This is a genomic window from Pradoshia eiseniae, from assembly GCF_002946355.1.
GTDB classification, from domain to species: Bacteria; Bacillota; Bacilli; order Bacillales; family Pradoshiaceae; genus Pradoshia; species Pradoshia eiseniae.
The window spans coordinates 37,377-62,074 of sequence record NZ_PKOZ01000010.1; the positions used below are offsets into that span (position 1 = coordinate 37,377).

The 24,698-nt window shown below is 37.4% G+C and carries 13 protein-coding genes, 1 pseudogene and 1 riboswitch; of the genes and pseudogenes, 1 reads left to right on the forward strand and 13 read right to left on the reverse strand.

Features of this window, described 5'->3' with window-relative positions:
- Positions 1–206: 206 nt before the first annotated feature.
- Entirely contained in the window at positions 207–1,154 is a 948-nt protein-coding gene (locus CYL18_RS14435) for a hypothetical protein (RefSeq protein ID WP_104850238.1), read from the reverse strand.
- Positions 1,155–1,695: 541 nt separating this feature from the next.
- On the opposite strand from CYL18_RS14435, the gene CYL18_RS14440 reads away from it, so the two are divergent.
- Complete coding sequence (locus tag CYL18_RS14440) at positions 1,696–2,061, forward strand: hypothetical protein (RefSeq protein ID WP_104850239.1); 366 nt, start codon at positions 1,696–1,698, stop codon at positions 2,059–2,061.
- A 232-nt stretch (positions 2,062–2,293) separates the two neighbouring features.
- On the opposite strand, the gene CYL18_RS14445 is transcribed toward CYL18_RS14440, so the two are convergent.
- The 12 genes and pseudogenes from CYL18_RS14445 to CYL18_RS14500 all read right to left on the reverse strand — a co-directional run bounded on the left by CYL18_RS14445 (position 2,294) and on the right by CYL18_RS14500 (position 24,695).
- The gene (locus tag CYL18_RS14445) at positions 2,294–3,202 is read right to left on the reverse strand and encodes an EamA family transporter (RefSeq protein ID WP_104850240.1); all 909 of its coding nucleotides are present in this window, start codon (positions 3,200–3,202) and stop codon (positions 2,294–2,296) included.
- A gap of 414 nt (positions 3,203–3,616) precedes the next feature.
- Complete coding sequence (locus tag CYL18_RS14450; RefSeq protein WP_104850241.1) at positions 3,617–4,912, reverse strand: NCS2 family permease; 1,296 nt, start codon at positions 4,910–4,912, stop codon at positions 3,617–3,619.
- 122 nt (positions 4,913–5,034) lie between these two features.
- Positions 5,035–5,136, reverse strand: a riboswitch (purine riboswitch).
- A 564-nt stretch (positions 5,137–5,700) separates the two neighbouring features.
- Positions 5,701–6,267 (reverse strand): DUF7003 family protein, encoded by a 567-nt coding sequence (locus CYL18_RS14455; RefSeq protein ID WP_104850242.1) that lies wholly within the window; start codon positions 6,265–6,267, stop codon positions 5,701–5,703.
- 28 nt (positions 6,268–6,295) lie between these two features.
- A complete protein-coding gene (locus CYL18_RS14460) occupies positions 6,296–6,988 on the reverse strand; it encodes a DUF7003 family protein (protein WP_146102849.1) in 693 nt (230 codons plus the stop codon).
- Positions 6,989–6,993: 5 nt separating this feature from the next.
- Complete coding sequence (locus CYL18_RS14465) at positions 6,994–13,260, reverse strand: DNRLRE domain-containing protein (RefSeq protein ID WP_407984559.1); 6,267 nt, start codon at positions 13,258–13,260, stop codon at positions 6,994–6,996.
- A 1,236-nt stretch (positions 13,261–14,496) separates the two neighbouring features.
- Positions 14,497–14,835, reverse strand: a complete 339-nt coding sequence (locus CYL18_RS14470; RefSeq protein ID WP_104850244.1) for a VOC family protein — start codon at positions 14,833–14,835, stop codon at positions 14,497–14,499.
- A gap of 80 nt (positions 14,836–14,915) precedes the next feature.
- Positions 14,916–15,467, reverse strand: a complete 552-nt coding sequence (locus CYL18_RS14475; protein WP_104850245.1) for a DUF5412 family protein — start codon at positions 15,465–15,467, stop codon at positions 14,916–14,918.
- A 2-nt stretch (positions 15,468–15,469) separates the two neighbouring features.
- A complete protein-coding gene (locus CYL18_RS14480) occupies positions 15,470–16,267 on the reverse strand; it encodes a phosphotransferase enzyme family protein (RefSeq protein WP_104850246.1) in 798 nt (265 codons plus the stop codon).
- 174 nt (positions 16,268–16,441) lie between these two features.
- Positions 16,442–17,650, reverse strand: a complete 1,209-nt coding sequence (locus CYL18_RS14485; RefSeq protein WP_104850247.1) for a multidrug effflux MFS transporter — start codon at positions 17,648–17,650, stop codon at positions 16,442–16,444.
- Positions 17,651–18,343: 693 nt separating this feature from the next.
- Positions 18,344–19,064: pseudogene (locus CYL18_RS19525) on the reverse strand (phosphotransferase).
- A 43-nt stretch (positions 19,065–19,107) separates the two neighbouring features.
- Positions 19,108–20,436 (reverse strand): TIGR02679 domain-containing protein, encoded by a 1,329-nt coding sequence (locus tag CYL18_RS14495; protein WP_104850248.1) that lies wholly within the window; start codon positions 20,434–20,436, stop codon positions 19,108–19,110.
- A gap of 20 nt (positions 20,437–20,456) precedes the next feature.
- Complete coding sequence (locus CYL18_RS14500; RefSeq protein WP_104850249.1) at positions 20,457–24,695, reverse strand: TIGR02680 family protein; 4,239 nt, start codon at positions 24,693–24,695, stop codon at positions 20,457–20,459.
- Positions 24,696–24,698 lie beyond the last annotated feature (3 nt).

Consider the following 24,698-nt stretch of genomic DNA (forward strand, 5'->3'; position numbering starts at 1 on the left):
TTGCTTGATTTATCTTCCTTAAGAATGACGCAGCTGATTGCTGTTTATGTGTTGAAATACAGATTCGCCGTGAATATTGCCCCCTACTGACCTTGGGTTTACCGCATACATACAAAAAGACGCCTTATTCCTTTGGGAACTGCGTCTTTCCTTTATACCTTACTCAATGATCACTATATTACTTATCAATAAGCATCTTTCTATCCTTAATTAATATAAAAACTTGCTATTCCTCCATGTTCTGCTGTATTTATTTCTAAATGTTTTCCATTATCAAGAGGAATGCTTATATCCATAGTTTCTGAGAAGTTTTTATTAAAGTCTTCAATGTCTTCAGATGTACCGATCATTTCTATAATGGTTTCAATAACTAGTTTTGTATCATCACTAATATCTTTAGTAATATCAACCCAAGGATCATATGTAACAGCTTCAATTCCAACTTCTGAATTGCTTACCTCGATATCTACTGAATTCTCATATTCACTATCCCATTCATCCATAGCATACTTTATACCTACTGAATAGATAGTTGTGTATCCATTATCTTCCTTGCCTAATAATTTTACATTTACGCCTTCCTTTTTATTAATCATCGCTATTAAATCATTAATCATGGATTCATTGTCTTTATAATTATCTTCCATGCTATCTATATCTATCTTAGGAGTAATGTTCATATAGCCATAGGTATCATTGTATTGCTCTTTTTCAATTTCTATATCTTTATTTTGTTCAATCTTATCGGCATTAAAATCATCGACAAGCGATTCACCCATTTTTAATTTCTCAGCTAGTTCTAGATATGATAACAAATACTTATCTGCTGTATTACCGTCATACTCTAATTTTGTGACCTCACCACTTGCTCTATTAACGTTTATGGCATAGAAATTTGTGTCACCATTGTCGCCTGGTACGTAATAGGTGTATCGGTCTGTTCCATCTCCATTATCGAGGATGTTATCGGATTCGCCTTTCATTTTTTTCATTTCAGCTTTAAATATTTCTAGCGGTGTTTTTTCTTTTTCTTCTTGCTCTTGCTTAGGCTCGGTCTTTTCACTAGCCTTACTTTCCGACCCAGCATCTGCACTACATCCAACTAATCCAATCAATAAAAGCATCGCCATAAAAATACTCATCAGTTTTTTCATTAGAAAACGCTCCTTTGGTAGATTTTTTTATATAATCGAGGTAACAATTATATAAATATAGTTTTATATATACCACAATGAAACGATTCTCCAAACCTATTATAAAGTATGGTTTAATTTGTTTTTCCCCAGAAACAATATCTACGAATAGATTTATTTAAGATGGAAAAAGTCCTTATCCCCTTGCTTTCATTTCGTTTTCATAACAGATACCATTATATGATTAATCCAGTTTTATATCTGATTAGCATAGCTAGAATAACAATTACAAACACCTCTAGTAACTAAATGGCTGTTTCTTCTTGAATCAAATTGTAGCTTTTTATAAATACAAGCAATTTGATAAAGCTGTTATTTAAATAGGTAGTAAAGTATCTAATTGAAAAGTAGAACCAAAGGGATTACTTTTCATGTGGCGAGGATTTTTCGGGTTCATAAATACATAAGCATCTGTTTGAAAATCATCACTTTTTGGGTATAAATTATTGCGTGATAATTTTTTGCTTTGTTATTAATCAACTACACAGGAGGTAGATCAATCATGATGAAAAAAATATTACAGGATAAACAAATGAAAGTGTTAGCAGTGGTTGCATTATTGGCTTTGGCATTCTTAGTATTTAAGCTCTTTACATTTGATAGATCTATTGAAGCATTGGAAGGTAAATTTGAAAAAATAACAGAATCAAATTGGAAAGTCACAGATGAATACGAAGAAGAAGAATACTATATCGTTGAATTAACAGATATTGAACATTTTACAGTATTCGATTTCGAGTTTCCGTTAAATGATGAAAATCGTGAAGAATGCGTTGGCTACAGATACAACGATGCATTGCTAACCAATCGCCAAATGGATGAATTACTAGAAACAATTGAACAACATTATGGCTGTGAATATAATTAACATTAAGCGATGCTAGGGTGGATAGCTCTCTATTGTGTGGAGGAATAATAATTGCATGAAGGGGGAAAAACTTGCTGATTGCTGTTTATCTGCTGAAATATCGAAATGCCGTGATTATAGACCACACTACTGACCATGGTTTTACCGCCTACATAAGAAAAGACGCCCGATCCCTTTAGGAACTGGCGTCTTTCCTTCATACCTTACTCATTTCCTTCAATGCAGCAGTACTCTACAGCTCTTCCGCAAATCCCAGTATGGCAATACCAATCATAACGATGGTGATAACCAGGTATTGCTGTTTGTTCAGTTTTTCTTTTAAGAATATACGAGATAATATGACAGATACGATGCTATAGGATGCGATTAATGGGGCAGAAATGACGGCATTCCCCGTCATCGCAAAGACATAGAAGAATTGACCAGCTGTTTCCAAAATGGCGGCCGTTGCCCTTACAGGCTCTTTAAGAACATTAAACCGTTGTTTTTTCACAAATTTAATATAAATAAAGCAGACAATGGCAACGATAAACCAGGTAAACTCGTAGGCTAAAAGGGCCGCATCCGCGCTCATCAACTTGAGCTCATCAAGATAAATTCCATCAGCCAACGTTCCTAGTGCATCAAAGATGGCATAAAGAATCGGGAATGTTATCGCTAATACCCCAATTTGATACTTCGGATCGACACTCACATTATCTGCCTTCAGGATAGCCGTTTGTGCCCTCTTTTCAAGCACACCCAATCCGATAACCCCGCCCGTAATCAGGACAAGTCCTGCAATTGTGAGCCAATGAACGGACTGCGGAAAGAGAATGACTAGCAAAATGGCCGTAATCGCACCGGAGGAATTTTGGACCGGGGAGGAAATCGATAATTCCAAATACCGTAAACCAAAATAGCCAATGACCATCGAACTTATGTATAAAGCAGAAACAGGTAAGTATTTAATCATATCCATCAGATTAAACGATACCTCGTTAAATAGCATGTAACCTATACCATGAATACCCATAACCAAACCAACCATGACGGAAACCTTTAAATGGCTTAGTTTATCATCGGCATCCGATCCTTTTTTATAAAACAGATCGGCACAGCCCCATGCTAAAGTAGTCAATAAGGCAAACAAAAACCACATAGCATTTAAGACTCCTTTTACATTTTTTATTTCTTCATCAAATTTTCATAATGGATTCGAAAAAATCACAGAAAATAACTATACCATATATTATTTAAAAATAACATTCTACACACTGAAAAATTTTTGAGGTAAATCGATAGTTTTCAACCTTCCAAGCAATTCGACACTTTACTATTTCATTATATTTGTTGAAGTAGATTGGTTGTTCCGGTGATGGCCTTAGCTGATTTCATCTGATGGATGAAGGCTCGATTTCATCGACATGGCCGAAAATTGATTACCCTACCAATCTTGCATTTATCGCCTATCAGCGAAAAGAAGCCTGATTCCTTTTAGGACAGGCTTCTTGTTATCAAAGATGATTCTCTATCTCTATCTACTCGTAACTGTATTCTCTGAAGGCACTCTTTCCTATACGATAAACGCAAAGTATAAAAGGAATAGCAGACAAAGCATATACATAATTGGCGAAACCTCTTTATGACGCTTTTGTGCTGCTAAACAAATCGGATAAAGAACAAACCCTAATCCAATCCCGATGGCCACACTTGACGTTAGAGGCATCATGATAATGGTTAAAAAGGATGGAATAACAATCTCTAACTTCGTCCAGTTTATTTTACGAATTTCCATGGCCATCAATGCCCCTACAATAATTAAGGCAGCTGATGTCACCTCAACCGAAATAACGTTAATAATTGGTGAAAAGAACAAAGCAACGACAAAGCAAGCGGCAATTACGACGGACGTGAAGCCAGTTTTTCCTCCGACAGCAATCCCAGCAGAAGATTCAACACTTGTAGCAGGTGTCGATGTACCTAAAACAGCGCCAATGACACCAGCAGCGGAATCAGCAAGCAATCCTTTTCCGATGTCAGGAATCTCATTATCTTTCATCATTCCTGCTTGGCTAGTTAATCCAATTAAGGCTCCAGCTGTATCAAAAAAGGCAACGATTAAAAACGTAAAGATAACGGTCAGTACTTGCGGGGTGAAAATTTCATCTAAATGGCCAAATACAACCCCAAATGTTGGTTCAATGCTTGGGATACTTCCCACAATCGAGGAAGGAATATCGATTAATCCGGCAATCATCCCAATAATCGTTGTGATTACCATTCCGTAGAAAATTCCGCCGCTGATGCCACGTACTAACATAATGATGGTCAGAATCAAACCAATAATAGCTAGCAGCGTCGTCGGTGAAGTTAAATCTCCAATAGAAACAAATGTATCTGGATTCCCGATAACGATTCCACCATTTTTTAACCCGATAAAGGTGATGAAGAATCCAATTCCAGAAGCGATAGCATATTTTAAATCTAGTGGAATGACATTAATAATCTTCTCGCGGATTTTCATTAAACTTAGCAGCATAAAAATAATTCCAGCCACAAAAACACCCGTTAATGTGACCTGCCACTCAATGCCCATGCCAATACATACCGAAAAAGTGAAGAATGAATTCAATCCCATACTAGGGGCAATGGCAATCGGGAAGTTCGCAAGTAAACCGATAAGTAATGTACCGATAATCGCCGTAAGCGCTGTTGCCGTGAACACAGCCCCTTGATCCATCCCAGATTGACTCAGGATAAGCGGATTAACGACTAATATATAGGCGATAGATAAAAAGGTCGTTATTCCTGCAAGCGTTTCCTGTTTATAGGAAGTATTCCGTTCTGTAAATCTAAAAAAGTTTTTCATGATGTAATCTCCTATTTGCTAGATTAATAATTAAAAAGAATATTTTCCCCTAAATACAAAAAAACTTTGACACTATTTGGCCAAAGCTTTCTACAAAACGGAATAAAAACATCATAAAAATATTATAATGTCCCATTCCTTGTAGACAAGCTATTTAATGGTAGCTGGTAGAAACATTCAAGCCATATTCTTGAATTTATACAAGGTATATCTATTCAATTTTAATTAGTAAAAAAATAATATGAAAATAATAACAAGCTAAATTTAAATTGTCAAATAGAATAACCTGAAATTGTTACTGTGTAAATGCAATGCTAGAATGTCATTACTCAATGAGATTTTACACTGTTTCTCCATCAACTTACTACTTTAGTAAAATAGATGGTTTCTTTACATTCAAATTTCAAAAGAGTTCATTAAAAGCACTTAAATAAAATGACCTGTATTCCCTACCACTTTTTTAAATTTTTTGATGAAATATTTGAACCCGAATGTGATATTGACACCCCAGTGGGTTTGTCACCTATCAACGAAAAGAAGCCTGATTCCATTAGGAACAGGCTTCTGGTTATCCTATTTCTAACTTGCCCCCCTCTCATATGACCAATACGAACATCTGCAATACCAAGGCCAGATGGAATGTACCATCTGGCCTTGTATTCCGGTATGATGATATTATTTTTTCTGTAAGTAGACACTCAATCAAAGGTAATTAGTTAAATCAAACCTATTCTCAGCTTCTCCCATTTCTATCTCCTCTTTGACATTCTCAACTACAATAATAGTTTTCAATCATCGATATCATATTCTTGCCAATGAATCCAATGTGTATTAGGAGTTCCTAAGTCCATTTTTTCATTGTTCGATGTAAGAAATTGTGCGAAATAATGAAATGATGGGCTTTCACTAGGAAGTGATAAGTAGTCTGGATACTCCCATTCCTCGGTCTCATAGTAATCTAATATATTAAGGGCTATATTAAATTCTTTTAGTACGCCATCCGGAGATAACCATATTCCTTTTTTGAATTCTTCATCTTGTATAAGTTCTCTTAAAGCTTGAGTTAAATAAGTTTCTTGTTTTGTAAGATTCTTGATGTCTAGATTTACATTTACATTCTGGTATTTATTTTTTAGAATGTTACCGTAAATATCCAATGACAAAAATGGTCCTTCTTCATCATTAAATAATGTTTGTATGCAAATCAACCACCCATTATTTTGTAGCTTAATTACCGAACATTTACTAGAAATATAATCCAATTCATTATATTCAAATACGGGTCTATTCATTTTACCAAATTGTTCATCTAAAACATTTAGAATATTTGTTTTTTCTTTTATTTTATCCTCCATTTAGAATATGTCCTCCTTTTCTCAAATGTTAATAGTAAACAACGGAATCGTATTTAGACCAATGTTCCCAATTTGTATTAGGATTATCTTCTTTTATAATACTGGGATCATTATTAATAATTGACGCTGTTATTAATTTAAAGAACTTCAATTGACTTGGCAGTTCTTCCATGAAATGGGGGTGCCGCCAATTTTCTGTGGTATAAAAAAGTTTATATTTTGTTGATAAATCTGCTATTTTTAATTGTTCTTCATCTGATAACCATAGTTTACTCAGACATTTTTTATTTTTTACTATTAGTCTTAAAAATGTAACCCACTCATTTTTAATTGAAACCTTGTGAACATTTTCCTCATTATTCCACCCAGGAATGATAAATAAATTTCCATCAATAGAAATAATGTTGCTATTAAATATAAAACCTTGTTCAATTTCCTCAAAGTCTCTATGTTCACCTTCATTAGAGACAAATTCAAAAGCATCCGTTAAATATAAATTGTCTTCAGTAATAATCTCATTACCAATATAATAAACGGCAATTTGAGGTCCTATTTTCGATAGACAGAAAATTTGAAAGACTACACACCAATTTTTTTCATTGTCGACAAATATGGAAAATTTACCTGAGACAAAATCAAAATTTTCATTTTCTAAAATAGGAAATTTATATTCTTTATATCTCTTGTCTAAAGTACTTAGTATCAATTGTGCTTCATTCAATTTCATTACCTTCTTCTTTTCTTTTTATTCTTAATAGCACTAGCATGCCCACCTTGTATAGCAGAACAGGATTTACAATGAGGATATAACTTTTGTTTTTGCCCCTTTTTCTTTAGGGAAGTCAGCGGTTGATGATCAGCAATCCAATTTCCAGACTTAGTTCCAGGACTTTTAACACCACACGTATGACAACCATGTTTATTACCAATTTTATTAAGTACTCTTCTTTCTTTTTTATTCAGTCTGCTACTTGTGCTTCGAGCTGGAATAGACCTTTTCGCAAATTTTCCTGGTTTTAAATATTTACTCGCTTTAGATACAAGTCGAACTTTACCTAAACCGACAGCCCCCATGGCGGCCGCTGCTGCAACACCCTTCCAACTCTTACCGGATTTATAAGCCTTATAACCATCATAAGCTGCAAATCCTACTGCCCATGCCCATTCACCATCTGGATCTATCATATTCACAGGGTTGTTATTAGCATAAGTATACCCGTTTTGTGTAAGAATATCATCATCATCACCAGGATCTGGATCTAACGAAAGGAAAACACCATGTGTTGGATGATAATATCTCGCCATGAGATAATACATACCAGTTTCGCGGTCAAATTGATATCCTGCATATCGATATGGATTATCTGCAACAGAGTTGTCCTCTTCCACAGTCAATGGATTACCCCAAGCATCATATTGATAGCTTGCAACCATTTCACCTTGCTGGTTCGTTAAGGCAATGACATCACCGTGGGCATTGTAATGATAGAAATATTTAGCACTACCCTTTCTCATAGAAAGCAATTGTGCAGATTCTGAGTAAACATATGACCGGACAATCTCATTATTACCATTTGTTTCATACAAGACATTTAGGCTGTCGCCATCATAATAATAATTGGTAACCTCCGAATTCACAACCTTCTGAATTCTACGCCCATCTTCATCATATTTATAGGTAACAAATGGTGATGTTTCACCCACTTTGTTAATGGCAACCAATTGGTCTTTTGCATTCCATGTATAACGATATTGCCCGTCCTGAGTCCGGTTTCCATTCGCATCATAAGTAATGGATTCCTGGCCGAACTTAATCAGTTGGTTTGCCTGATTATACTCACTTGTGATACTTGTCGTTTGTCCATTAGTCGTTTTCTTGACAAGTGTACGGTTCCCAAAAGCATCATACGAATAGTCAAATTGAGTACCCTCACGCAATACTTCTTTTTCAAGCTGGTCTAGCTTTCCATATTTGTACGTAATGGTGTCACCGTTTTGATATTTAATTTGTGTCCTATTCCCATTTTCATCATATGAGTGGGTTTCATCCAGTACATCGTTCCCATTAGCGAGTCCAACCACTAACTGCGATACTAAACCGCGATCATCATATTTGAATGAGGCACCTGCACCATTTCCAGTTGTGAAGGTTTTAATGTTTCCACGCTCACCATAATCAAATCGATAATCAACTTGTCCATCATTCACTAGAATATTTTGATCCAGCTCATTATACTGATAGGTGTTTTTAACTACATTGCTTCCGATCGTCAATATAAATTCATTTAGCTTATCAGAGGTAGATGAATACTTCCATTCCTGAGTTGCGCCTGCGTCTGTCTGCTTCGTTACGCGATTGGATGTATCATATACTCTATCCTTCGTTCGATTCTCTTTACTGTACACAACCGATAATTCATTTCCATTCTTATCGTAGGTGTACTCATATACTAATTCATCGTTGATTTTTTCATTCTTAATTCGGTCCGTTCCATCGTAAGTCCAAGATAATGTTTGGTTATTAGGCAATACCGTTTTAACCTTGTTGCCATTAGCATCATATTCATTTTTTGTTACTTCATTGAGAGGTCCTGTTGTTTCAATCAGGTCTCCATTAGCATCATATTGATACGTAAATTCCTGAGTAGTTCCCTCGGAAGGCACAATTTTTTTGGACGTCATATTCCCATTTTTATCATATTCATATTGAATGCTTGTGCCGGTGCTAAGTGTTAATTTCTTAAGCTGATTGGATGAATCATATTGGTATACTTTTACCTCACCTTTGGCATCCGTTTCGGTTAGTTTATTTCCATAACTGTCATATGAGCTCTTTTCTTTATTACCAAGTTCATCTTCGCTCTCTGTAACATAGTTTCCTGCTTGGTCGTATTTGTTCTTTGTAATGACAAAACCTTTTATGACTCTCAAATCATCAAACCAAACTGTTCCTGTATAATTTCCTTTGAATACTGTTAAGATATCAATCTTAGTTATTGGTTTGTCAGCAGGAATATTAACGGCTGTTCGGTTCCACTCCTGAGTCCCAATTGGGAAAGCAGAAATGTATTCTTTTGACGTACCATCTGCATAAAATACTTTTCCAACAATGGAATAATCCCGCTCCGTTACTGTCCCTTTCTTCGTAACATTATCAGCCTTGCTTAAACCTGTTAATGTTAAATGTAATGGCGTATCAGAAGCACTTTGTCCAACATTAATCGTTTGTTTGTACTCACTGGCCGCCTGTGTTTGAGATGTTCTTGAGACCTTTAAGGATGAGCTATCGTCAAATCCGTTACTGGAATCAAGTGCTCCACCAGAACCTGTCCAGCTTGTTAAACTTTTAAAGCTACTATTAATGACCGGGTTAAAGCTAGATGATACCTCTGCCTTTTCCAATTGAATCGTATCGAACCATGCCGTGCCTGAAGCACTTGCGTCTGAATGTTCAACTTCTAAATAGATGCGCACTTTAGCTGTTTTTGCTGGTGTTTTAAATGAGAATTGGCGCTCAGTCCATGTTCTGTTCCCAGTAATTTGGCTATAGCGGTTATCACCCCATGCAATTCTTTTATTCTCAGAATCAAGGAATTCAACATTAAAGAAGGCATAGGCTTTTGTTAAATCCGTTTTGATAACGCCACTAAGAGAATATTGCGTATTCTCTTCAACTGGCACCTCTTGTGTGGACGCAATATAACCTTTTGAAGAACTAGTTGGTTGTATAGTCATTTTTATTGATTTATTACCAGTAATGCCGTGATAGGTCTTCGTATTTGAATCAACAGAAATACTACCCGAATCATTTGATTTTTTTTCGGTCCAGCCAGTTAAATCACTCTCAAAATTATTATTTGCTAAGAGATTTGAAGCTGTTCCTAAAGAGTAACTTGACTCTATTAAGTTCCCATTACTATTACCATTGGTATCCTTTTGATACTTTGCAATCGATGATGTTTTTCCGGTCTGATCGGTCTCAGAGACGGCATCCAAGCCTTCATAAGCGATTGTTGTTTGATCTCCTTCTGTATCAACAACAGAAGTAACATCATTGTTGCTATTATATTCATATGTTTCGGTGCCATAACTGTCTGTAGCAGTAATGACATTCCCATTTGAATCATATTCATATTTTTCCGTCGGTTTGGATGCATTTTCATCATTAGGATCTTTTGACTCTATTAAGTTATTTCCTTCATATTTATAGCTTGTTTTTATTTTCAAACCATCTACATCTTCAATAACTTCTGTTGGATTAGCAGCTTCATTATAGGAATATTTAATTTTTCTACCGTTTGGCTGCGTAAATAATAAGGATTTATTCGTCAAATCATATCCTAATGTATATTTGTTTCCCTTCGGATTGGTTGCCTCTGTAAGATGTTTAGTAGATGAATTATATACATATTGATTGACTACCGGCTTTGCTTCCGTATGGTTTGGTTCATAGATTTTCGTTAATAAACCTGCATTATATTCATAGACCGTTACTTCACCTGATGTTTGAATGGCCTTTGTCAGGAAACCATCTTTATATTCATAGGTAACTTTCTTATCGGATGGACCAGTTAGAGTCTTCACGAATCCTTCAGCATTATAAGCTATTTGTAGTTTTCGTCCCGAGGCATCCGTTATGGTCGTTAACTTCCCAGCTGTGTCATACGTGTATGTCGACGCATTCCCATACCCATCTGTGATTTTTGTTAATCGTCCGTGTTCCTTGGAAAAATGGGCATTGGTTTGATCTTTTGTTTTCAGCACAAAATGTTCATTATCTTCCGTCAATTCAAGATATACTCCAGTAGGAGCCTTAAACGTCCCATCCTCTAATTTTGTAAATAGATGTACGGTTCCATCCTCATCAATTAAGGTTACTTTCTTTCCATCTGATGAAGATGTTACTGACATATCCACATCTGCCTGCCAACCCGGTCCAAAAATACCTATGGAATTGGATAAACTGTTATAGGTTCTAGAAATACCTATGGAAGGCCCTCTGCCTGATAGGGAAAAATCATCTTCCTCTATCATCAGATTTCCGGTAGCCATATTTACTTTCCCAGAAGGCACGTCAATGATTGACCAATATTCTTCAGAACCTAAGAATTCGACAGGTTCACCAAAGGTAGGGGTCAACGCATTGGAATAGATGGTTTCTCCCTTTATATCATAGGCACTTATCCTGAACCAATAATTCTTTCTCGTTTGATAATTGCCTCCTGAGTTTTTATATACAGGAGACGGATCAATGGCTAATTCCGCTCCTTTACCATCCGTGTGAAGATCATATTTTCCCTCATTAATTTCTGTTGCGGTTGGCCAAATGCCCTTATTTTGTGATGTCCATGTTGTTTTATCGCCAACATCATATGGCTGATAACTCTTCCCATTAAATACCCAGACTTTATACCCAGTAGCACCTTCTATCTCATCCCAGTTTAATACCGCATAACCCGACTTGCTCGTTAGCATGTTCGTATAGGTAAACCCAGTAGGAGCTTCAGGTTTTTTTATCAAAGTGATAGATGGCGTATAGGCATTTGAATTGATTGTTTCCCCCTGTGAATTATAGGCAACAACCCTAATCCAGTAATTGGTGCTTGTTTGATAATTCCCGCCTGAATTTTTATACACCGGTGCAGGATTTACTGCCAATTCGCTTCCAGTATTATCTGATAAGTGTAGTTTATATTTTCCTGCACTAATTTCACTGCTTGTCGGCCAATATTTCTTGCCCTTAGTCGTCCATGATGTAACATTTCCAACATCTAATGATTCATATTCTTTTCCATTGTATAAAAGAATTTTATATCCAGTCGCTCCACTGACAGCCTTCCAATTGAAATCAATATAGCCTGTTCCGTTTCCATTTGAATAGCTTGTACCCGTAGGAGCAGACGGCAGCGCCAAATTCGGTAAGGTTGGTTTATAATATCCTGATTGGGGGCCTTCACCTTGACTAAATATAGCACTTACCCTAAACCAGTAATTTTTACTCGTTTGATAATTCCCACCTGAGTTTTTATATACAGGCGAAGGATCAATGGCTAATTCTGTCCCAGTTCCATCTTGATGTAAGTCGTATTTACCCGCACTTATTTCTGCAGCTGTTGGCCAGATTTTTTTACCCTTGGTAGACCATGATGTAACATTTCCCACACTGAAGGATTCATATTCTTTACCATTAAATATCCAAACTTTATATCCAGTCGCTCCTTTTACTGCAGACCATGATAAATTTGCATATCCTGTACCATTCCCATTTGAATACAACTTGCCAGTAGGGGTACTCGCAGTTGGGATGGTATACGTAACAGAAAGATAAGGTTTTAAGTTGGAATTTGTCGTGGATACAACTTTTTTCCAAAATGTTTGTCCATTCCCATTAGTATGCAGCTTAAATCCGTAATTTGTTTTTGCACCACTTGCCCATTCTTTAACAACATTCGTTACATTAAATTGAGCCCAACTATCTCTCGCTACATCAACTTTGCCTATATTCGTAGAAGCCGGCTTGTTATTCCAATTTAATGTACTCGCAGTCCATGAACTATTAACAGTGTCTAACCACAATCCATTTGCTGTAGAAGCATAGTAGGCATGTGTAACATATACATTAAAAGTAGCACTGGATACATTCATATTTTTGAAGCTTGTAATACTGTGGTTTAAGAATCCATAAGTCGTGCCAGTAGTACCATCATAATAGCCAGTTTTCAATACATACTGTCCTTGACCTGAATCCCATTTACTCGTTGAAGAACTATAGTTAGTAGTAGGGTATGCACTCATTACAAAAGTATCAGAAGATGTATTTATCGAAGTGGTCGGATCAATATAAACAGGGTATTTTCGCTCTTTAGCTTTTAACCAGTCTGGGTTTGCAATTACTGTCAATATATACCCGTCTTGATCTTTTTCCAATTCATATTTAACATCTTCAGATTTTTGAGGCTCACCTTTGTGGTCATCATAATTGGAGTCTGTCATGAAGGGTTTTGGTAAATCAAAGATTTTATTAGAGTCTTTATCAAAGAAATAGATTGATCCATCCTTTTGTATTTCTGCATCTAGATCCGTTCCTAATTTAAATTTGAAAATATGATAGCCATTGTATGATTTGAGGACTAGATCTTCTTTTACATTTTGACCGAAAGTTAAATTTTGAAGATCAATATTTGGGAATACATTTTTATGCGTGATTTTATTCGTCTTTTTCTTATATTGTGCGTGGACATCTTTTGCTGTTATCGTTTCTTTATCTTCACCGGATGCTGACAAAATAGAATAATCTACTTTATGACCTTTAATATCAAATTCAGCATAAAGACCGGACTCCATTTTCTTTTTAAAACTAGTATTGATTATTGTATTTTCTGTATTGATTTCATCTTCACTCTTACTATCTTCTACTAAATTTGCAGAAATCTCCTCTAGATTCTTTTTTCCTTTTACTTTTTTATGAATGGGCTCAAAGTAAATCTCTTTACGATACTTCCCTTTACCTTCATAAAATACTTTTTCATTTTCTGTTCTCTTTTCAATGACTTCGCCAATTTCGAAATCATCTATTGGCGGGTTACTTGCCGAATTACTTGAACTGTTACTCTCTTCATTTTTAGTTGATGAATCAGCATAACTATTAACCGGTGGAATGCTACTTACAATCAAAAGCGCTACTAAACATTGGATTAAGCCTTTTTTCCAAGTACTTTTCAACACTTTTCCTCCTTAATATTAAAATTTGAATCTATTTCAGATATAACAGTTATTCTTACCTCACCTCCTTTAATAATAATTTTTTACATCTTTTACATATTTTTCATCTTTGTCAAGAATATTATAATCAGTTAACAAATTTATTTCACCAAGAAAAAAAAGACTTCGACTAAAATAGATAGATATACCTATTTTTATCAAAGTCCAGTAGTTTTCTTATGTATGGAAATGTACTGATCTATTAACGTAATAGAACAAAAATATCACGAGAGAAATAACTATCTCTATTCTATCGTTCTTGGACTCGGCATTACCTGCCTATCCTTTATTCCAAACGATATGTATCTTGCTCTCTTTTTTGGGATTATGAATATCCTAGCTGATAGCTGTTTATCTGCTGAAATATCGAAATGCCGTAATCATTGACCACCTGACTCACCTTGGGTTTATCGCCTCCATACGAAAAGAAGCCTAATCCCATGGGACCAGGCTTCTTCTCATTCTTTCTCACTCATTCGCAAAATCAATAATCCTCATCACATTCCCTGACGCATCCTTATAAATCGCATACCGGCCTGGCGGAATATCCATCGGCTCCCTTATAAATGACAGGATATCTTTCTTTTCTTCATAGAACTCATCCACACTATTAACCAGGAACACTCCGCCCGCTCCAAGGTCATGTTCATCATTCTCAATAAGAAGCTTTACGTCAGATCCAGGCAGCTGGAGTGCAATCGCCTGTTCCCCCTCACGCCAGGCTTCTTCAAATCCAAGTGTATCGCGGTAATACGATAAAGAATCCATTAGATTGTCCACGGGATGATACAGAAATACTAATTTCATTGATTCTCTCCTCTACCATTAATTTGGTTATGTATGAGGCATGTTAGTTATTTATAGATTAAGCCAATTTCCAGTTTTCATCAATCCGAATAACAAGTTTCATATTCATCTATCATAACCAAGCTCCGGCATGCTAGGCCAGTGCCATGATAGATTGCCTCTTTCACGTTTAATTCCATGGATTTAGTATTGCTTGAGTCTTCATTTTGGATGAATAGGACATCCTCATCTTTCCACTCCATCCCTATGTGAGAGTTGGCATTGCTGTAATAAATCGTTTTAGTTCTGTCCTGGTTGTTATGGTCAGTTACTTCTACCCATACATTCACTCCGCCTGCAGCGCCGCCATACAGTTCATAAAACGCATCAGCTGTATATCTTCCTGTTGGTGAAGCAATAGGTCCAGGCCCTTTTTGCATCGACTCTCTGTCAATCCTGTCAAAGGTGAAAAAGTATGTTTGATAGATATAGATGGATGAGACAAAAATCATACCTGTCAGCGTCGCAACGAACAGTCTTTTAGGGAATGGTTTCTTATGTATCACGAACTTAAGTAAATTCACGACTAGAATGAAGAATAGCGGAACAAGGACAATAGCAATAACTAGCCCTGTTAAAACAAGTATAGGCATACTTAAACCCACTCCTCCCCATGTTCACGAATGAACCGGAGATCCTCTTGATAATGGTCATAATGTCCTTCATCAATCATCCGTTGGAATGCTCGGTCCCCTTCTCCGGCCTTCCTTTTCATGATTTTACACAAACCTTCTACGCGCAGCAGCACCATCTCCAAAAAAACTTTTTCAATTCCCTTCACCCCATAAGCTTCAAAGAATAAGCGAATTCTTTCTTTTATCCGCTCCGCATCCTTTACCGCATCATAATAAACCGCCTCACCCGATTCCGTGTGATGAAGCCTGCTTAAAGGGACGCATGTGTATAGGGCATAGGCGATATCCCAAAGCCTCGGTCCGGGCGCAGCCATGTCGAAATCAATGATGCCGGCTGGCTTTCCGTTATGAAAAATCATGTTATAGACAGCGAAATCATTATGACAGATAACTTCCATCGGCTCTGGTGTGTTGTCAATTGGCTGCCAGCCCTCTCCAATCGGGAAGTCACTCACGGCATCATGATAGCGACGTAGCATTTTCGCGATTTCCTTTAGTGAGTCATCCGACCACATATAAGGTTTTAACGGATAATTCCCTGCTTCTCCTTCGATAAACGATAAGACCTCACGATTCTGTTCATCGATTCCCAAAAATTTCGGTGCCTGCTCGAACCCGTTGCTTTCTAAATGCTGCAATAGTCGATGGATTCTTTCGCTGCCTGGCTTTACATCCCGGCGAACTGAATCACCAACGCGATAGACGTTTGAGACATTCCCGCCTGACAACAGTTCTTCATGATTGTTTTTACTATTCATTACTTCCCCTCCTCATAAGCGACCTTGTGATGGCCCAAAATGCATGACCTATCTTTATATCTCAGATTAACATATATATCCAAAACATTGAGGTGCTCATTTATTATCTACATAATCAAAGACATAAAAAAAGAGCTGTATAAACAGCCCTTAAAGATAGTTGGATAAAGCCCTTCATTGCCCTTTTGCTTCTTTCTTAAAAACCCGGTAATTAATGATATGTAAACCAATCAAAATAACGGAAACAACAATCAATAATAACATGTACGGCTCCGCACTATATTCCCCTTTCAACCCAACAAGTGGTGTGACAATTCCACCGACGAAGTATTGCAGGAGTCCAATTAAACTGGAGGCACTGCCGCCTTTTTTCTGTCCGCTTACGGCAAGTGTGAAACTAATGGTACCTATCCCTGCGACCGGGGCCACCATAAAGAAAAATCCTAGGATAACTAGCCATATGCTATAGCCTTGGTATAGCGCGAACACTGTAATCGTAGCGCCGACAATTTGAGAGCCTGTATAAATCCGCAATAAGGTTAAGCTATCGATGTAATCAACCAGCCTTCCTGTTAATTGAGCCATGATAATGAGGCCAGTCCCGAGGCAGGCAAAGACATAGCTATATTGCTGAGGGGTAAACTGATACAGGTTTTGGATAATGAATGGTGAAGCAGATAAATAGCCGAAGAAAAGGGCAAACGTAAACCCTTGAATCAAACCTGGAACGATAAACGTTGATGTGGTGACGAGCTGCTTGTAGTCCTGCAAAATAGAGGAGAACTGAACCTTGCCAAGTCTCTCGGCAGGCAAAGTTTCCTGAACCTTAAAGGCTGTACCGAGCACCATCAAAACCCCAAATAACACTAAAATACCGAAGAGAATGCGCCATGTTGTAAAGGACAAGATGAAGCCGCCCAAAATTGGCGCTAAAATCGGCGCGGCCCCATTCACCAGCATGAGCGTCGCCAGAAATTTCGTCAACTCTCTCCCTTGGTAGAGATCGCTCGCAATCGCGCGTGAAATGACCACCCCTGCACCGCCACTAAACCCCTGGATGAAACGGCAGATCATTAATGTTTCAATATTAGGGGCAATCGCACACATAAGAGATGCGGCTGTAAAAATCACCATTGAAATGACCAATGGCTTTTTGCGGCCAATGCTATCGGATATGGTCCCAATCACTACATTTCCAATCGCAAGGCCAATCATGAAGAAGGTCAATGTCAGCTGCGCAGCAGATGTCGTCGCACCTAATTCATTCTTGACCGTTGGCAAGGCAGGCAAATACATATCAATCGCTAACGGCCCGAACGCAGCCAGCCCGCTCATGATGACAATAAATAAAAACGTTGGTTTTGAAGCAGTCTTGTTATTCAAATCTATTCACTCCCCTTATTATTTTCGAAAAAAGATTTATTGTTTTAGGGGATTTTAATTAAACAATTAGGATAATTAGAAATCCAAAAAGCAAAAGCATAGTTCTCTTGTATGTTATAAGTCATTTCTTTGGTCCTATTAGATTAGGTAGGTAATCATATATTGCTCAACCTTCAGAGAAAATATTTTTCCTTTTGTATTCACCATAGTACATGTTATAGTAAATTCTTTTTGGCACCGTTAAACATACTACTTTTTTATGTAAACTCAAGATATGAAATCCATATCCATCGTTGCACGTAGATAAAATACCTACGTTCACTGCGGAATGGATAAATCCTGCCAGTAATAAATCGTTTTATTTTATCTTGGTAATTATCGGTTACTTCTAACCATACGTGCAGCCCTACTGTAGTACCGCCGTATGGTTCATAAGCATCAGCTATTTCTTCCTGTGGTGAGGCGTAGGATCAGGTCTTCTTTGCATGGACTCTCTGTCAATCCTGTGAAAGGTGAAAAAGTAGGTCTGATAAATATAGTTTGAGGGGACAAGTATCATTCCTGACAACTTCGTAATGAGCAGTCTTTTAGAAAACAGTTTCGTTTTTATTACGAACTTCAGTACTTCACTGCTAAAGAATAACGGAAAGAGGACAATGGAAATGACTAGGCCTGTAAAAAATAGGCATACTATTAAACCCACTCTTCCCCATTATCCCGAATGAACCTGATTAACTTGATAATGATTATAATGTCCTTCATCAATTATTCCTTGGAATGCCTGGTCCTCTACTCAGCCTTCCGTTTCATAATACTCGCAGCAGCACCATCTCTGAAGTCCCTTTTTCGATTTCCTTCACGCAATTCAAAGAACACACGTATCTTTCTTTTATCCGCTCAGCCTCCTTTATACTGCATCATAATTAACCACCTCGCCCGCTTCCGTATGATGAAGCCTGCTTAAAGGGACACATATCTATAGGGCATAAGCGATATCCCAAAGCCTCGGCCCGGGCGAATCCAGCTCGAAATCAATGATGCCTACTGGATCGGATCTCCGTATGAAAAATCATGTTATAGACAGCGAAATAATTATGACATATGACCTCCATTGTCTTTGGGGTGTTATCAGTTGGCTGACAGCCCTCTACAATCGGAAAGTCACTCACAGCATCATGAAATTGACGAAGTATCTTCTCTATTCCTTTTAATGATTCATTCTACCGCATATAAGGTTTTAAAGGATAATTCTCCATTTCTCCCTCGATAAAAGTTGCCTCTTGATTCTTTTCATAAATCCCTAAAAAATTTGTTGCTTGCTGAACCCTTTGTTTTCTATATGCTGCCATAGTCTATGGATTGTTTCACTGCAGGGCTTTACATCTCGGCGAACCGTTGTACCAACGCGATACACGTTTGAGACATTTCCTCCTTACAGCAGCACTTCAGCTTGTTGCTCATTGTTCAAACTTCTTCCCCAAAAAGGTGATTCCTGTTTGTATACCTGTTTGTTTTTCTTTTATATCTTTGACTAAAGCACTTATTTGCTTTTCCTGATAAGCAGCCTTTCGAGTTTCTTCGATTTGTTTCAGTAACGAGGAGAGTCTTTCGTCTTGAATATTATTCAGCTTTTGTAACCTTGAAGCATCCAATTCAACCTCCGATAGACTGTTTAAGTAATCCTCTACGGAATATCTCCAATAATGAACGTTTTCTGGATATCTCCTAGCCAATGAACAAGCAATGGATATTCCTTCTGGATCGAAGTCGCCGGAATAATAAATCTGGCAACCTTGCTCCACAAGTTTCTTAATAACCTGAAATGCGGCCAATTTGATTTGTCCGTGTGTACAGATAACGGATACTGGTAACCCCTCAATTTCGTCTATCACGCTAGAAAATACGCCTGAGTTCTCCAATACAAACACCGGAGAGCCTTTTTTAATGGGGTATATCTTTTCCAGTTTCACAATCTCTCTAAGAGGTTCGTTGCGTACAGAGCCTTCCTTGAACGACTCTTCCCACGAGCCGAGTTTCTGTTCGTTCCGCTCCCCAATAAACCCATAGAGGGATACATAGTTAGTAATATCATCTTTCATTATGCCGAATTCAAATAACAATTGGTTGATGTATTCCGCGTTCAGAGACCTTTGTACCTCCCCACCGTGTAACTCTGCTCTGATCAGCTGTAACGCACTGATTAGCTTGCTGTCGTTATCTAAACCGTGCGGGTTGCCTGTTACCTGTTCAGCGAATAAAGGCAGTCTTAGAGGTTTCTCCAACGGTAGCATAGATAAGGCTTTATAAATCTTCTCAATGCTATTAAATTCGTTTCTATTGTAAGCAGCTGTAAACCCTAATGTAATAGAATCTTTTGCTAAGATAGAAGCAGTTAAGATAGAAGTGTACGCTGTGTTGTATCTATCTTTCAACTCCTCAAAAAATCGCCTTTTAAGCGATTCACTTTCATATTGTTTGTCCTTCTTAAAGACCAGTTGCCTTCCGATAACTCCTTCAACTACATCAAACAATGATGCTCCCTCGAATTTAGTGTCTTGGAATTTATCCTCAAATTTCTTTAAGGAGATTTGTACGCTTTTTTTTGTTGCGTAGTCTTTTTGAAACCAATTTCGTAAGACTATCTTTTCTTGTTCGGTTAGGTTGGTTAGTGCGACAGTTCCACCAACACCTCCTAGGCTTTCGATTCTGTCAGCGAATTTCAAAAAGAGGCGGGAAAATCCCGCTCTCCCTTTAAAGTAGCTAATGGCTTCTTCTGTAGGTGACACTTTTCTTTCTCCTCTCTTGCTTATAGCAGTTCAAATAGTTCAACTTGTTCAGAAGATGGTTCAATGACATCTTCCTGCTCTTTTTGTTCTGGTTCGTCTAGTTCCACTTCTGTTCGACGTTCTCCGTCCCACTTATACAACATTACAATAACGTCTTTTGAATTCTTTTCTCTCAAGATTTCAGCAATAGACAGGCTATCTACTGTGTCGTAATCACCCCATAGAGCTTGAGAGTTCAAGATATAATTCAGTTGTAAATCTTCCATTAGCTTAAACATATCCCGAATGTTTTTATCGTCTACGCCTGCAAAGGCTTCGTCCATTGAAATAACATAAGGTGCTTCTTTGGATGCAGAACCATATTTCGAGAACAGAGCGGATAATAGTGGGATATACATTGATAAGGCGCGTTCCCCACCGCTAAGGGCGTTGTAGCGGTTCTTCGTCAGTTCTTTTCGGTCATCTTCTCCCTTTTTATAGAACAGCTTAAATTCGAACCATTTACGATAGTCGAGAACTTCCTTGATTACTGATTCCAATGATTTCTTTCCATCTTCGTTTTGCTCATAAATGTCTTTAGCAGTTTGAATTTTGGAAGTGAAATGCTTCGTTAGTCTTCTATAATCGGTGTCCTTTAACGTATCAGGATCCCTTTGGAGAAGATTGATAAGTTGAGACGTTTTCATCTCGTCCGTTTCCTTCGCTTCTTTCGGTTTCCATTCGACAGACAATCTTAAGTCGTTGGACGTGTTGCGCTCGCCCATTAAGCGGTTAATTTCTGCTTTCCACTTTTGAGCTTTACTGATTAGTTCTCTAATCCGCTCCCCGATTTTATCCATTATGATTTCCTTGTACATCTTTTCGTCTTCTGAACGTAATATAGATTGAAGGAGTTCAATTTGTTCCACCATATCGTTCTGTACAACCATTGGGGATGTGGTCTTTCCGTCATACATCAAGGAAATGATGGTCCGTTGGTTTGTTAATTGTAGTTCATCCAATTCTTTGGCGAATAATTCAACTCCTTCATCCTGAATGTCAGGTAAATGAAACTCTTCTTTTCTGGAAGAAGGATGGAAATCACCTAACCCTTTAATGGTGGTCTCTCTTAGCTCAACATTCAATTCATCTTGAAGTTTGTGGACATCTTGATACGTGTTTTTGCCTAACTCTTCTATCACCAAATTGCAAAGTGTGTCGATGTCTTCCTCGTTTGATAATGTTTCTCGATCAAACACTTCGTAGAATTTCTTGTTCACTTCGGCCACAAAGATATCTCCTCTGACTTTCACTAACTGCTTGTAAAAATCAATTGAAGATAACTTTTCCGACACCTCGTGGGTTAACTGAGGAATTAAACTTTTTAATTCACCTTTTTTCTCGGATTTTCCTGTCATTTCCGTTGGAATCTCCGCTAACCGGTCTTCTGCGGCCTTGAGTTCGCGTTCAATATCATCAATGCCTTCTCGGTCTAAGTATTCTTGTAGTTGTTTGGCTGTTTCTTCAAGCAATCGTTTCTCGCGCTCAATCTGATTACAAGAATATCTGAGATTGTCTAAATCCATTTCAAGGTCCTCAAGTTGCTCATTGATTGACTTGATTTCGTTTTTCTTAGAGACATAATTCAAACCGTTCATCCGCAAATTCTCTAAGGTTCTTAAATAGTTGTTGCATTCCGTAGAAGCTGTTTCATAAGCTTCAAGGTTCGCTTTTAACTTGTGGTGCTTTGTTTGGTTGATTAAATTGCTATAGATTTCGTTGTACTCTGTACGCGCCTTTTGAAGTGTTATTTCAACGCGCTCTTTTTGATTGTTAATTGACTTTATCTCCCTGGTAAAAGAGTCAATTTGTTCAGATATCCCCTTTAATACTTTGGTAGAAGGGAATTGATACTTTTCTTTGTTCAGTTGTTTGGTTGAATTGTCAATCTGCTCTAATGCAAGGAATAGCTCCTCTTGTCTGGAGTTCAGTAAAGCGATTTCTTCTTCAAGGGCAGCAATCAACTTTTCTTTGTATTGTTTTCGCGCTTCTTTCCCAATGAAATTAGCTGATTTTTGATAAGCAGCAAACCCTTTGACTACACCGTGTTGGTATGAACCAAACGTTGTGACATATGTTCCTTCAAACACTTCTTCGATGGAAATGCTCTTTAAGATGGCTTCTACTTCCGCTTGTAACGATTGCATATCTTTCGGTAAGCAGATATCAAGGTATTCATCTAATGTTTTTACATCCTCTTTTAACTCTTGAGGAAGTAAAATGGAGTCTGATTCAGTGACTTCGCCAGCAAAAGTATTCGCCACGATTAAGCCGTCTAAAATGCCCATTTCAGCTAAAGAGGACTCGATGCGTTCTTTTTCATCGTCCGTCATATTACCTTTGAATTCTACAGCTTCATAAAACGGTACAAATGGAATTTTGCGTTTGGTCAATTCTTTACGAGTTGCTACAGTTTGTTCATTTCTAGTCGGCTCGGGGTCTTGTTTGCTTTTCACTTGTTCCAATTCTGCTTTTTTGTCTTTGGTTTCCTTCTTCAATGAATCGAGTTTGTAGGTAAGCTCGGTTTTGGTACGAAACAATTCCTGCTTGATTTCGTTGTAAAAGGTATCTATTAAACTCTTAACATCGTAAAGGGTGCTATCTTCTTCTAAACCATTTAAGGTGGTGATTAAGCGGTTCAGTTGCTCTTTTTCTAATGTGAACACCTGGTTTGTGTCATTCCACTTCATAATGGATTGATTAAACAGATCGATTTCTTCTTCTAAATCATTTTGTAACTTGGAGATTTTTTTCTCAAACTCTTTGATATCTTCATCCAGTTCGCTTAATGCAGCTTTTCTATCCTCTAAGCTCTTTTTTAGGTAGATTTCTTGATGGAGCAGTTTTACAATTCCATTTATTTCCTTGATGTGGGTGTCTAAATTCGTTCTCCATTGTTCAGCAGCAAGGGTCGGGTCTTCTCCAATGTCAAATTTATGTGTATAGTTATCACGGTTTAAACGATGTCCATTGAAGTCAATTTCCTCTGCGATTTCATCCAATTCCTCAAGGTAAAGTACATTTTTCTTCTCGAAACTGTATAATTCATCGTTTTTACCTTTTAATGAGGCATCCAAACGCTTCTGAGCATCCTCTTTATTTAGTAAATTGTTATTTTGCTTCTCTAAAGCTGCGCCTTTAGCTGCTATCTGGGGTTTTAGCTCATTAAGCTTCCTTTGAGCTTTCCGTACATCGTTATCTTCAAAGGTTTTAAGTCTTTCTTTCAACTTCTTTTGTTCCAATTCTAAGGAATGAATTTCCTCTAAGATGCCGCTTAATTGTTTTTTGGTTTTCTCTAATTCCTTCTCTGCTTTCTTATGTTCTTGTTCAGCATTCTTCTGTTTGTCTATAGTTCTAGCATAATCTGTCGCTCTGAAGGTTAGCACGGAACGGTTATATTCTTGATATTTATTGGTCAGTCGTTTTATTAGCTGATGGTCTTCCTTGAGCTTTTCCAAGCGTTGATTATGTAAGTCGATATTTTGAATGGTCTCTGTTAAGGAACGTAAGTCATTTAGCGTCAATTCCGGCAGAGAACTCTCTAGAATTTGATAGATTTTATTCGGCTCTAAATCGTTCGATAGTTTGGGAGTACGGATTCTCACCACTAGGTTAATCATTTCTAAGTAATCTTCTAATGACTCGAACTTGTATATGTACTTATTGACCAACTCTGCATATTCACGTTGCTTGACTTTTACATACCCGCATTTTTCTCGGTCTACATAGTTTTCTAGTTCTTTCTGGCTAAATGGGACCATTACTTTTTCGCCGCTCTCGTCAAGTTGATATTTGAACAGGTTGAAGTCTTTGCCCACGCGCTTATTCTTGATAACAAAATACCAACTCTTATAATCGTCGCTGTCTTTTTTGGCGTTAAAGCCGATACCTGTAGTTATGTATTCTTCAGTGTGTTTCTTTTTATATTCTAAAAATAGATAGCTTGTTTTTTCGGATACATCTGGATTCTCACCGAAAATGTAATCGATCATTTTCCTGGAGCGAGAACCAAAAGGGTCTAACCGGCTTGGTTCCTTATTACCATCTAATAATAAAGGTAAGAAGCTCTGGGTTGTAACGGACTTTCCTGAACCATTGGAACCTCTGATAAGTAGATGTCCATTTTCAAAAGGGAATAGTTCATATGTGTAATACCAATAATTCAGTACGCCTGCTAAATTCATTTGCCATTTATTCGTTTCCGTTTGATATCCTTTCATCTG

What these genes read in the sequence shown, in the direction of transcription:
- CYL18_RS14435 (WP_104850238.1), bottom strand. Translation starts at nt 1,154, where the DNA reads ATGAAAAAACTGATGAGTATTTTTATGGCGATGCTTTTATTGATTGGA.
- CYL18_RS14440 (WP_104850239.1), top strand. Translation starts at nt 1,696, where the DNA reads ATGATGAAAAAAATATTACAGGATAAACAAATGAAAGTGTTAGCAGTG.
- CYL18_RS14445 (WP_104850240.1), bottom strand. Translation starts at nt 3,202, where the DNA reads ATGTGGTTTTTGTTTGCCTTATTGACTACTTTAGCATGGGGCTGTGCC.
- CYL18_RS14450 (WP_104850241.1), bottom strand. Translation starts at nt 4,912, where the DNA reads ATGAAAAACTTTTTTAGATTTACAGAACGGAATACTTCCTATAAACAG.
- CYL18_RS14455 (WP_104850242.1), bottom strand. Translation starts at nt 6,267, where the DNA reads ATGGAGGATAAAATAAAAGAAAAAACAAATATTCTAAATGTTTTAGAT.
- CYL18_RS14465 (WP_407984559.1), bottom strand. Translation starts at nt 13,260, where the DNA reads ATGACAGACTCCAATTATGATGACCACAAAGGTGAGCCTCAAAAATCT.
- CYL18_RS14470 (WP_104850244.1), bottom strand. Translation starts at nt 14,835, where the DNA reads ATGAAATTAGTATTTCTGTATCATCCCGTGGACAATCTAATGGATTCT.
- CYL18_RS14475 (WP_104850245.1), bottom strand. Translation starts at nt 15,467, where the DNA reads ATGCCTATACTTGTTTTAACAGGGCTAGTTATTGCTATTGTCCTTGTT.
- CYL18_RS14480 (WP_104850246.1), bottom strand. Translation starts at nt 16,267, where the DNA reads ATGAATAGTAAAAACAATCATGAAGAACTGTTGTCAGGCGGGAATGTC.
- CYL18_RS14500 (WP_104850249.1), bottom strand. Translation starts at nt 24,695, where the DNA reads ATGAAAGGATATCAAACGGAAACGAATAAATGGCAAATGAATTTAGCA.